Genomic DNA, 13,646 nt, shown 5'->3' on the forward strand with positions numbered 1-13,646 from the left:
AGTTTCGTCCACTATCAATAAATTAACGTTGAAGCACGTGGCCGAACAAAGGGCATTAGGGCGAACGCCCTCTGTATTGAAGGCTCCCCAGAAAAATAAGCATGCATTTCTGACTACTATTTATATTGTCATCCCCACATTTATACCGTCATCCCTGCGAAAGCGGGGACCTCGTTCTTAAGCCAAGCGTCGTCGTTAAGCGAAAACATTAGATGATTCGCTGCGCTCCCCTTCAGGCCATTCGCTATGCGAATGTTTGCTACGCCTGCGGCTACGCGTTCCGGTTTTCACCGGAATGACGAAGATGTTTTGAATCCGTATGACGATAAGGTATTCAATCACTCTGTGCCGTCATTCCCTCATAACAAAAAAAGCGCACAGTGCCAAACACTGTACGCTTTATTAAACGGTTAAAATCAGAAGTGGAACTTAACCCCCAACGTCACAGAAGTATCGCTGTAGCCATTACCTCCGACCTGCTGACCCACGTTGGTCCACAGGCTCAAGTTCTTATTCACTTGGCCTTCAGTACCTAGCTTCAGCTCACCGACGTTGCGGCTGCCTGACTGCTGCTTAACCTCAACACCGTCCAGAACTGCCCCAGCCTGTTGGCTGTTGTACAACCAATTAGCTTCAGCATAAACGGTAAACAGTTTATCGGTGCCTTTATCTTTATCACTGACGCCATCGCGAGAGATCTTAACCCCCAGACGGGTTTGAATATTGTCTTCTCCCGAAGAGCTAATCATTGAACCGCTGGCATCACGATGCTTGTCAGCTTTAATACCGTTCCAGCTCACCTGCGCTTGTGGCGTGATAAACACTTCACCGTTAGTACTCTGGTATATCGGTAAACGATAACCCGCTTCTAACGAAGCACTAAAGCCATCCATATCATAATGTTCGCTATCGGCTTCATCACCGTTAACTTCTGCATTCAGCCAGCTGTACTGAGCCCAACTGTCTACATAAGCGCCGTTCAACGTGGCTGCATTCTGATACCAAGTGGCGTAAAGACCGGTGCTGTAGCCATCAATCGAACTCTTAGCCCGAGTGCTGATTAAGTTTGAACGCACCTTACTATCCGCACTACCGTAGGCCAGCATCATACCCAGACCCAGACGGTCATCGCGACCGAACTGTGTACTTAGTACTTCACCACCGCCCTGTATGACATAGCTGCTGGTAGCGGTTTTTAGCTGACCGCTGCTATCACGGTGCTTAGTGCGTGAACCCGCCTGACGCAGCCACATGCTGGAATCTTCCGCCCGACCATCACGATCGGATAAGCGTAGACTGAACAAACGCCCCGCCGCTGCCATATTAGCCATATAGCCAGCCGCTTCCGGACGATAAACTGACGGTTCTGGCGAGGTGCTAGTCAACGATGAACGCAGATACCAGTGACCATCATCCGGTGTAGCAACGCCTCCTTTATACAGGAAGTATTCATACGCCCCGGCTACGGCACGGCCATTCAGGTTAAACTGACCATTGGAACGCCCGCCCACTTCAATCAATCTAATACCGTCAGAAGTGGTCTGCACACCGGCACCGCGAGCGCTGCCCACAACAACGTCTGACTTACCTGCGGTATCGCCGGTAATCCCCAAACGGTCAGTGGTAGACTTATCACCGCCAAGGTCGGTATTAAACATCACCGAGCCATCATCGCCGGTATAGTTACCGTTAATGGTAAAGGTACCTTGTTCCTTAGTACCGCGATTCACCATTGAACCTACCAGCAAGGTACCCTGATTCACCACGTTACCAATCACGCTACCGTAACCACCCAGCGCACCGCCTTTCTTGATAGAAACATCACTGGTCAGGCTGGCCGACGTTGTCCGATTCGCCTGACTGATCGCTTTACTACCTACCACCAGAAGACCATTTTCAATTTCAGTTAACGATGCACTGACCTGATTGCCGTCAATCTGTACCGTTCCACCATCGCGCTTAATGATTTTTCCGCTGCCGGAAACGATATTGTCCAGCGTCCAGATGGCATCATCCTTCAACGTGCCCAGCACCAGCGTACCTTCATTATTTACTTCAGCCGTTCCCAGATGAGTATCACTGTAAATACCCAGCGTGCTGCCGCTTTCAGTGGTGAAGTTACCCGCGTAATCACGGTTATCGCCACCCAGCGTCATGTTAGCACTGCCGCTTAACTGCACCTTACCGCTGCCTTTCAAGTTATTGAGCAAAGTGCCCACCGCGCCGTCCAGATGCAGTAACCCTTCATTCGTAATGGTGCCCTGTCCCAACCCCTGCGGTTTGGTCAGGCGCGTGGTTGCTCCACTATCGATAGTGGTAGCGCCCATAAACAAACTGCTGTTTTCCGTCAGATTCAGGATACCGCCCGTCAGGCTTAATAAACCCAGACCGGTAAATTTGCCATCCATTTGTCCGCCTTGGCTGACGGTCAGTTGGCCTCCATTGATATCAATCAGGCTACCGCTCATGGTATTCAAACTACCAACGGTCTGCTTATTACCGTTCAAGTCGACTTCAGTACCGCTTTGCAGATTTAACGCGGACGTCTGACCAAAGCCGTTATCAGTAATTAACTCCACCTTACCGAGCTTAATGTCCGTCGCTCCGGTGTAATCACTGGCCGCATTACCGATGCGTACCGTACCGGTCGCATTAATGGTAAAGCCGCCCTCACCGGTCAATTTAGCCCCCAGTGCGTTATCCACCGCGGTGCTGTTATCCAGCATCACCGACTGGCCGGCAAAAGCATCGAGCTGCCGTAATCCGTAGCCGATATGGATACCGTCATCTTTCACCACCGCCAGATAGTTGTAATGAGCATTACCAGCCGGCGTTGAATCCTGATCAAGGCGGATAACAATATCTTCTTCCAGCGTATTACCTTCGTCGTCGGTCAGCCCTAATTGGCTGCCAGCACCGTTGACCTTGTCGGCAGTCACAATCTGGTCATAGACATAATCATCTTGATCGAATAGCGAACTACCGGTTGCTGGTAATGGATTCGGCAGATTGCCCGGCGTGGTGACCACCAGATCGCCACCACCGCTTACATCCAGCTCTTTCACCGTCAGATGCCCGGTTGGTCGATTGTCGGCAGTACTGTAACCCACTTTCAGCTGTCCGCCGTTCATGGTCAATTTGCCCAGAGTGTTGTTGCCGTTAAGCTGAGTACTCCCCACCTTACCGCTGCTACGCTTACCGCCCAGTACCAGATTCGCATTGGCCATCGTCGCACTGGCGGCGTTATCCAGCGCAAATTTGCCATTATTCATCACCACTTGACCGGTAAAATTGCCACCATTGCTGGTCGCATTCAGGCTCAAGGTGCGATCTTTATCGCCTAAATCAACGCTCATGTTCCCGCTACCGGCCAGTTGACGGGTAAAATCAAGGTCATCCGCCACGGACTTCAGGATAGATAAAGTACCGCTAGCCGCTAAGTCCACCACGCCTTCAGCGCTGGCCAAATTGGTTAGGTTTTCAACCTGTAAAGTACCGTCGGCAATATTCAGCTGCGCTGTATTCGCGCTGTTGTCGCCGGTCCAGACCAGCTTACCCACACCTTCTTTGGTAAACGTATTTGCCGCATTCCCTTGGTCATTCCAGCCGTTCATAGTGGCAGTTTTATCACCGTCAACGATGACGCTGCCCGCCTGAGCTAACGTCACATTACGATCGGAGGTCAGATCCTCCGTTACCTGCAATTTACCGCCATCCAGAACTACTTGATTAGAGGTCGCTCCCAAATGGTTATCTTTGGAGATAGCCACAATGCCATCTTTAATACGAGTATTACCGCTATGGCTATTGTTGCCCGTTAACGTTAGGGTTCCAGCGCTGGATTTCACCAGTTCGCCGGCTCCGCTCACCGCGGCTGCCAGCGTCATCGCCCCGGCATTATCCACAATAAACTCACCTTCGTTTTGTACCGCGCTGGCATTACCCAGATGTTGCGCCTCGCTCACCGTTAAGCGGGAAGTACCGTCAATCGCCAGCTTACCGCCGAAATCACTGTTATCACCGCTTAACTGAATATCACTGCTGTTATTACTGTTCAGTTGTCCACTACCGGATACACTATTCGCCAGCGTGCCGGTGGTATTATCCAGCGTAACATCACCATCCGCGACAATCTTGCCCGTGCCCAGTGCTAACACATCCTTCAATAGTGCTTCTGCGCTTGCTGCTACTGTCGTAGTGGCACTTAGATTCGCATTGGCATTATTGACGGTCAATGACCCACCAGCCACGGTCAGGTTTCCACTACCGGTTAACGCACCAGACGATGTTCCACCTTTGGTCACAGTCAGATGACCACCGTTCAACGCCAGCGTAGAACGCGCTCCGCCATTCAGCTCACCAATAGTTTGAGTTTTGCCGTTAAGATTAGCGGTAGTGTTCGCCGCCAGATTGAGCTGTGACGTATTACCCAGCGCATTATCAGTCCCAACGATCAGGGTGCCGGTTTGCAGATCGGTCACACCGGTATAGCTATTATCCAAATTGCTTAGGGTTAAGGCATCATCACCGTTACCGGCCTTGATACCTAAATCTCCGCTACCGGTCACTTTGGCTGACAGCACTTTTTCATTACTCAATGCGGTATCAATCAGCAGTTGGCTGGCACCACGGGCTAACAAATCAAGCTGCGACAAGCCGTAGCTAACATACAGGCCATCTGCTTGCCCATTATCGTTTTTAGTGGTTAAACGGTAGTTGTAATGCGCATTGGCCGCATGGTCGGTACCCTGCATCACCGCAGTAGTGGACACATTGGTTATCACATTACCTTCATCGTCGGTTAACGCCAGATTACCGGCTTCTCCAACCACCTCTCTAGCGCTGACCAACTTGAGCAACGTCCGTCCTTGCTGATCCAGTAAACCACGTAATGGATCTGGACCAGCAACGGCAGTATTCTCAACCTGACTACGGACAATTTTAATCTTACCCCGTTGGCGAGTATCTAATATTCCTGTCGTAATCGTAGCCTTAGAGACAGTGCTATGTGGAAGGCGACTGCCGAAGTCCATGGTTCCGCCTTTAAATACCAGACCACCAATAATTTGATTACCTTCTCCAACCGTGGTGGTGTTATTCGCCATCACCGCTAAAATGGCATTCGTCAGGGCTGAAGTATTAAAACCACTTAACGCAAAATCGGTACTGTTCATCTGCACGGTACCGGTAAATTGATTACCGCTGGTACGGGTAAAATCAAAGGAAGTGCCAGATTGAACGTCCAATAAACCAGTTCCACTCAAGGCATGATTCAGGGTATACGCTCCAGTCGGATTAAATACCAGAGATGACGTACCATCAATGGCAATTTTACCCGCTGAGGTGTTGGTATCACCCATTTGGATCTGTTGAGAGGTGGTGAAGTTGGTCCCGTTGTTCAGATTTATCTGGTCAAAATGCTGAATAGCAGAGGTATTAGCCAGAGTATAATTCACACCATCAAAGGTCAGGCTATCATCGCCCCCACCGATACCGGCGTTCAGGCTATCAAAAGTCGCTTTACCCTTAATCGTGACCTGGTGTTCCCCACCATTGGCACCGATAAAATCAACGATACTGGCACTATCAGCCAGCGTCAGGCTGTTTTTACCTTTACCCACTGACAGAGTACCGAACAACCTGGTTTTGTTACTCAAACTTAGCGTGTTATTGCCATTCCCTAACGTCATGGTGCTGCCGTAAGTACTACCGGTCAGGGTAATATTATTCGCACCATTTCCCAGGGTAATATCGCTTAACTTTGCATTGTTCAATCTTAGGGTATTATTGCCGTCGGTGGCGCTCAGGTTACCAATGGTCGAGTCATCGACACCGATATGATTATCACCACGCCCCAGCGTTATCTCTCCAGCAGTTGAAGCACCGGTAAGGCTAATCTGGTTATAGCCCTCACCCAGCGTAATATTACCCAACTTACCTGCAGTGGCGGCTAAGGTATTGCCACCGTCGCCCATCACCACGTTAGATACTTCTGCCTTGTCCATCAACAGAGTATTACTACCGTCCCCCAGAGTAATATCAAACGCTTTCGACTTACCGGATAACGACACCTGATGATTGGCCTTACCCGCCAAAATCACATCACCAACGGTAGATCCATCCGTCACTTTTACCGTCTGAACTTTATCGCCAGCTAACACTATGGGACCTAACTGTACCGAACCACCAGACGCAGTAACGGTATTGGCTCCGCCATCGGCTTTAATACTACCGATCAGCTTACCACCGGCCAGATTGATCTGATTATCACCGCTAATAAAGTCCATAGAACCCGTAATATCACCAGTGTTAGTAAAGGTTTTATTACCGGTATTTGACATGGCAATCGCTTCCATATCGGCGGAAGAGGCCTGAATAGTACCGCTGTTATTGATGGTTTCAGCACCATGCACATTCAGTACGCCACCCTTAGGTGCCTTCGACTTTGAAATCAGATTGCCAGAGTTGCTAACTGATTTGGCACCGGACACGTCAACCGCCGGGCCACCCGTTGTATTCAGTATATTAACGCTGGCACCGGTTTTAACCGTCCGGTTGTTGCCATCAAGAGTCGCTTTTATCCCAACGCCATTACTGCCTGATACATTGATGGTTAACTCAGCTGAATCAGAAAAATCTAAATCAGCAGCGACGGCGCTGTTATCTTTATTAAGGTATAAAATACCGATACCGTCTTTCACATCAATAGTACCGGAGTTGGTTTTCGCCAGCGAAGCGCCGGTTTTAATACCAATACCGGTGCCAGACGTTTTAATGTGGGCGTTATTTAGCGTAATGCCACTTACCCCGCCCACATTATTAATACCAATACCGCGGGACATAACATTACTCATATCAATTTCGGTATTGGTAACCTTAAGTGATACCGCCCCTTTATCCAGTAAAATACCGTCGGCAGTCCCGCTAGCGGCAATCTTGCCGGTACCGGACTCATCATTCAGATCTAACCCCGCCCCCGCATCAACATGGATAGTGGCTTTACCATCTACAGCGGTAATCGTACCCGAGTTACTAATAGAACTATTTTCACCCTTAATATGAATTGCTGTGCCGTTGGCGCTGATATTTCCGCTATTGGCTACATTGCCGTTATCGACACTAATTGCGGTATGGTTACTCCCCTTAGATAAATCGATAGTACCTTTATTATTTACCGTACCACCCTGCAGAGCCTGAAAGGCAATTGAGCCGCTGCTGCCAGCACCGGCGCTTACTGAAGCGTTGTTTTCAACCACACTGCCGGTTCCGGTTGACTTACCCACCACCGCATTTTTACCGACAATATTGAATACGGCTCCACGAGCAATAACCGCCTTACCGGCATTCTCTGCTAATACACCATTGGCATTGGTGCCTACCGTTATCTGACTGTTTGCCCCAAGTACTGCCTCAGATCCTAATCCATTAACTCGGATACCAGAGGTTATTTTGTCACTGCCTTCTTTACCGGACAGCGACAAATTCAGACTGCCGCTAAACGCACCACCATCGGTAACATAAAACAGCGTCGCGCCGTCGCCATTAACCTGCGTTAATTCGCTGCCCGCCTCAGTGTTAATCTTAGAGCCCGAACCTGATACCCAAAATGCCACTTGATCTGACTGGTTAGCATCAAAGTTCACCGCCACTTTATCTTTTAGCGTCACGGTACTGCCGCCCGAGGCTCTTACGCCTACCGAGCCAGCCCCATTCATATTGACGGACGCCGCTTTCAGGCCATCCCCCATCGTCAACTCAACCTTTTCACCGTCGGCCCATACGCCAACGGCACGCGTTGTGTCATCGCTGCCGTTCCAGCTGCCGTTTAAGGTAATATTACCGGTAGAGCTCAGCTTTGTTCTCTTCGTATTGGCGGAAGCAATCAATCCTACGCTACCGGCACCATTCAGTGTGATATTGCCACTGTTGGAGCCCACGGCTCCTTCAGCCACCCGAATACCGGTCGCATTATCACCGGTGAAGAGGATATTCCCGGAATTGATTAAGCTTGCCTGATTACGGGCAATATAACCGGTGACACCATTAAGAGATGAAATGAGATCGGCCGCTGCCGTCAATTTGGTTGTGTTATCTATCGCCCCATTGTCGCTACCGTCAAGTTTATGCCCCTGACCATCAGCAATACCGGCAACAGCACCTCGTCCGGTTAAATTAATCTTGGTGGTATTATCGATGTTACCAACCGCACCGCCTTCAATTTTCACCCCGGTCGCATCCATACCGCTGACGTCAAGCGTCAAACCGCCGGCGTTTACCGTGGTTCCCGCATCCGTCCCAACGATAATCGACGAACCATCCCCGCTGGCAGCCATCGTCGCACCGCCTACCCCGATTAGGCTGGCACCCCCAGCGATACGCATTAACGTTGAGTCAGCGGTAGAAACATCCAAACGACCAGTACTGGTATTGGTGATGGACGAACCCGCCCCGTAGATATAGTAACCAATCTGCTTAGTGCCATTGGCAAAAGTCACGGCACTATTGCCGCTCAAGGTAATTTTACCAGCGTTGCTGGCATAAACCCCGACGGTATTATCTCCGCGCAGATTAATATTGCCGCCGGTAAAGCTAATATGAGAATTTCTACCTTCTGCCCAAGCGCCGTAGTTAAAAAAGCCCCGAGTGGTGTTATTACCATAAACATTGATGGTACCGGAGGAAGTCAGTTTGCCACTCTCAGTCGCTTTAAGGGCGATATTGCCATAGCCCCGTACATTAATCGTGCCGGTATGAAACATATCAGCGACAGAGTCGATGGAATCACCGCTTCTAAACATGGCAACGTTAGCCAATACATCAACCGCTTCTTTTCCGGTACTATCCCGGTTACCGTTTAAATTAATGGTACCGCTATTGGTGAAATTAATTGAATCACCGGCAACATTCCCCCTAAAAACGTTACTGCCCTGAACTTTCTGCCCAACGTTAACCGTTCCTCTATTCTCCGAGGTAACGTTATTTTTAACCGGGGTAGTAAATAATACGGCGTTTGAACCTTTTCCGACCCCAACATAAGCGTTATTGTCAGGATTAATACCAACGTTAATCACCCCATCAACATCATTGAGGAAAGAACTATCCAGATCTTCAAAAACCAATCCTTGAAAGCTCTCATACCTATTGTCACCGCTCTTTTTTTCATAAGCGGCTAAGTTGACAGTGCCGGTATTTTCAAAACGGCCAGCGCCACGAACATGAACGAGGTAATCGGAGCTATGGCTATAAGAATTAATGGTGCCGGCGTTTTTAAATACCCCGCCTTTCCAAACCACAATTGCGTGCCGTGGCGTATTCTTGGCATCAGCATCAGAGGTACCCACTTCAATCAAATTATTATTGATAAAGGTGGCTTTTTTATTGACCAGTATAGAAGTCATATTACTTTCAGAGAGTGAACGGATGGTGCCGTTATTTATCCCTAAAGCAGAATCCGTTACTACCACGATACCATATTCACTTTGTGAGCCTGGTGCTGTTGAATTCATACCGTGCTTTATAATGCCGGCCATAGAACCCCCTGCCAAATGGGTAAGCACAGCTCCCTTGGCAACCTCAACAGTGGCATTTTCCCCTTGCCCTTTCAATAAGGACTCACCTAACCGTTCAGTAGTCAGTTCAGGGGCAATCCCGCCACCTGAATTTGGAATATCGTATCGATAAGAATATTGTTTGGTGCTATAAACTTTTGATAGTTCTTTATCATAAACCGATTGAGACGTAATACGCCCAGCCTTCACTTCATTAGCCAACCAATCAAGATAAACCTTATAGCTAGCAAAATCGGTCACGTTTTGTTTCGAGCCATCATAGGCGGTAAATTCGCCGAGATAGTTAGTATGCATCAATGCCTTACCACCGGTAACAGACTCACCGCTGACAGGAAAACTATTGTCTATGACTCGTGGGCGATAGCTATTACTACTCTGCCATACCACTTTTGCGGATTTAGCACCGGTACCATCTGCCAAAGCGAAAGTGGTATTACGGCTAATCGGATTAAGCAGCTCGGCAGCAACCTTAATATTAGCGACACCATCGGTGACCTTAACAAAACCGGCATCATAAAAAAAAGTTATCGGACCCGGTGCTGGCATAGAATTTATCACATCATCAGACTTATCGACGCTAAGCAATGCTGCACCCGGGGAAATAGAAATGTTAGTCGCCACCCCAGCTTCATTGGTTAACGTAACCGTTTCTTTTGCTGATGCGTCAAATTCCAATTGGCCATTTAACGTTCCTGGGTCAACATCTCTGGCCTCTCCTACGCCGAAAGCCCAACCATTAGCGTAGGCATCCTTAATGGTAGTATTCGTAATCGAAGGCCTGTTAGTTCCTTCTGTTTTTATTGCTGATGGACCATTAACGGTATACTGCTTGCCGTCACCTATCGTCAGAGCTCCTGCGCCATTGTTGACCTTCTCATAATCCCATTCCTGATTATTCAGAGTACAAACGTTAAATTCATCACAAGAGGCTGCCCCTGACCAAGCTATTACTGGTTGGGCCACAGTGGATAATAGAGATGCCAGAGCTAAACCGGCTATTTTTTTATTAGTTTTAGTTTTTGTTTTACCGCGGCTTAGCTCTGAAGTCACAACCCATTGGCCTAATGCACTATTCCATATAATTCGATAAATCTTATTCATTACTTATTCCCTTTACTTTATTCCATAATAAAAATAACCAATATAATCCCGACTGGTTAATTAGAACGCCGCACATTACTCAACAATTACCACATCTAAATAGCATTAAATTTTCGACACAAAACAAACTTATTTAACCTGAGTTTAATCAAGCTAAATATAATTATGAAAACAATAATTAATCAACGTTACAAAAAACATCAAATGAATGGCAAGCCACTATCTAAAGCATAGTAGCATCTACCTTTAATAAATTAAAAGTAGAACCATAGAAAAATAAATTAAAAATTTAAATCTAGAAAATAATGACTTAACAGCTGAAGACGCCAATCAGTAAATCATAAACCAGACATTAGATCTTAATACGATCGATTCAAGAAACTTTCATTCAAATTAATCATAAAATATAGATTAACCCATTTTAAAACCTCATATGTTATTAATATTATTTACTTGATGAATTATATTCATATTTATTATTCATACTTACACAAAACACACAATCATTTAACATCACCCCAAAATGCAACTCATTAAAATACCTAAACTATTACCAGTAAAATCAAATCAAGATAAAAGCCCCAATGATTAATATATTTAATCATCATCACAAAATAGACTTAGCCACCATATTTACTCGATCTATTAATATATTTTGGAGGAAAAAATCAGCATTATTCTGACAGTAGCCGTTACAGCACTCACGATTCTGGTATGAAGCAATAAACAGTGGGTATCGAAGAAATCCCCGGCGAATAAATTATCCGCCAGGTTTTCTGATTTCAAGGGAGTGGAAATGTTCTACTTAGTGCAAATTTTGGGAAGGATATCAGTCTACCTATCAAAACTTATAGATAACCCCTGTAGCAGCGGTCACGCTATAAGAACGATCAATCATCGGGCTATCTTTGACGGTATCGCTTAAGTGGTTATAACGCCCCATCAAGAATAGCTGCCAGTTATCATTGACCGAATAATAGCCAGCAAAAGATTGATAAGCGGAACTGGCACTTTCAGCGCGATACTTTGACATGCCACTGCGCTGCGATTCTCGCTGGCTGACACCAAAATAGTAATCATTGTATAAACGACTCTGCCATTGCACCCCAACACCGGGTACCAGCTGCCACTTGCCGAATTTAAACGAATACTGATAGCCAATATCCGCCAGCACCCCATCGCTATTACCCAGAATGTCGGTCGCTACGCTGCCGCTAATGATTCCCCAGCCAGCATGATGCTGATAACCAACGCCGGCCATCGCTGAAGCACGTCGTTTATCCAGCTTTTTCATCATCGAATGATCGCTATCAGCAGGCTTAAAGCTCAATGGCGAGTAATGGATATTAATATTAAGGCGATGAGTATCGGTATTAATCACCTTTACTCCAGTATCTAACCCATTAATATAAAAATATTTCCCCTGATAAGTCACAATCGGTATCGGCATAACCTGAGTTTTATACTCCCGATAGGCTAATTTTTCGGTCATAACACCAGCGCCGAGCGACCAAGCATCAGCATAAACAACACTTGGCAGAAACACGGCAGCTAAAGAAATTGCGCCAATGGATGACCTCAAACCACGAGTCGAGCCATAAAAACCGTTCGTCATAATCAATACTCCAGAGTTATTTAATCAAAAAGTTACCGTCAATCCCCATCGAGGACTGATTAGCTAAGGAAAAAAAGGGGGTTCTGCGGCAATAACCACCGCAGTACAATCATGCTAAGGAGGAGGCAAATGTCGCCGTAGTTGATTTACGTTTGATAAAAATTGGCGAGAAGCAATATCCTGCGTCATACACCGAAACAACATGACCAACCTCCTTGTCCATCAATTTTCAGGCTGCGCTTTTAAGAACAAGTCTTGTTCGATGGCAATCAACAGAGCGGCAACCAGCAATAAGATCATGGTCCAGAGACATTTGGTTAACGGTTCGGTCTGCATCAGTTCCGCCGCCATCACCAGTGCAAAATGAAACAGAACAGCGGCTGGGATACTGCGCTGACAGCGGTAATAAAACCAATTAGCCAAGATGGTGGCCGGAAGCATACTAATGAAGAAATTAGCGACATAAATTCCTCCCGCCTGCCAAAGTTGATTCTGATAAGTGTCGTGAATAAAAAACAGCGGTAGATGCCAGAGCGCCCATAATCCACTAAACGCCAGAGAGGTTGGTAGGAGTATTCCCCAGACGCTTCTCAAGCTGTCAACGCCGTAGCTGCGCCAGCCCAACTCTTCCATTAGTGCGGCAATCAGCGCCAGCGGCAACATAGGAAGAAATCCAGCAGAAAAAGCAAACTGACTTGCGCTATGGCCTGACAGTACAGACAGCCAAGTTGCTGCCAGTAGCGGAATCAGAATTAACCCCAGCATTATCAGTAAACGGCTTGGGGTTATTCCTTTTAGCGCAAATACTCTGCTGCGATAGTCCTGTCGTAGCAGGCTATTGCCGGAAGTACGCAGCATGACCCAAGCAGCAACAGCCGGACCAAGTAGCCCCAACAGAGCTGTAACCAGCGTCAACTGCCGCATATCGGGTAAATAGCTTAAGTAAGCGGCCACTGACCACGGCAGCCAAGAGAATAAAAAAACCAGACCAAAAAAGCGTAGAGGATAATAGCGGATTGGTTGTGTGATATGTCCCATCGATTAACTCCCTCCTTGGTGAACTACAGTTTTTCTAGCGATACCTGCCATTTATCGTCCCTAAATTGATGATGGAATGTTCACACCTTAGCAATTGACTGACGGTCGGTCAATGAATAAAACAAAATCGGTGAGTTGTATCTTTTGCCCTTTTTATTGAGCACCTACGGCTGCACGTTCTGGTTTTCACCAGAATGACAAAGAGGAACACTGAAAAACCAAATAAAAAAACGTCAGTACCTATCGGTATCTGACGTTTTCTGATTGACCACCTAAACCAACGGAACCAACATTCCGTTGGTTAGGCTAACTTCTACATCACA

The 13,646-nt window shown here is 47.1% G+C and carries 3 protein-coding genes; all 3 read right to left on the reverse strand.

All coding sequences use genetic code 11. The annotated features are described in order from the left end of the window. Positions 1–416: 416 nt before the first annotated feature. The 3 genes from BMZ28_RS02130 to BMZ28_RS02140 all read right to left on the reverse strand — a co-directional run bounded on the left by BMZ28_RS02130 (position 417) and on the right by BMZ28_RS02140 (position 13,323). Positions 417–10,670 (reverse strand): autotransporter outer membrane beta-barrel domain-containing protein, encoded by a 10,254-nt coding sequence (locus BMZ28_RS02130; protein ID WP_074820367.1) that lies wholly within the window; start codon positions 10,668–10,670, stop codon positions 417–419. Between the two features lie 841 nt (positions 10,671–11,511). Beyond that, positions 11,512–12,285: a MipA/OmpV family protein gene (locus tag BMZ28_RS02135; RefSeq protein WP_074820369.1), complete on the reverse strand. Its 774-nt coding sequence runs from the start codon at positions 12,283–12,285 to the stop codon at positions 11,512–11,514. A 222-nt stretch (positions 12,286–12,507) separates the two neighbouring features. Further along, on the reverse strand, positions 12,508–13,323 hold the full coding sequence (locus BMZ28_RS02140; protein WP_047779908.1) for a CPBP family intramembrane glutamic endopeptidase: 816 nt from the start codon (positions 13,321–13,323) through the stop codon (positions 12,508–12,510). Between the last annotated feature and the right edge of the window lie 323 nt (positions 13,324–13,646).

Source organism: Pragia fontium DSM 5563 = ATCC 49100, assembly GCF_900112475.1.
Lineage (GTDB): Bacteria > Pseudomonadota > Gammaproteobacteria > Enterobacterales > Enterobacteriaceae > Pragia > Pragia fontium.

What these genes read in the sequence shown, in the direction of transcription:
- BMZ28_RS02135 (WP_074820369.1), bottom strand. Translation starts at nt 12,285, where the DNA reads ATGACGAACGGTTTTTATGGCTCGACTCGTGGTTTGAGGTCATCCATT.
- BMZ28_RS02130 (WP_074820367.1), bottom strand. Translation starts at nt 10,670, where the DNA reads ATGAATAAGATTTATCGAATTATATGGAATAGTGCATTAGGCCAATGG.
- BMZ28_RS02140 (WP_047779908.1), bottom strand. Translation starts at nt 13,323, where the DNA reads ATGGGACATATCACACAACCAATCCGCTATTATCCTCTACGCTTTTTT.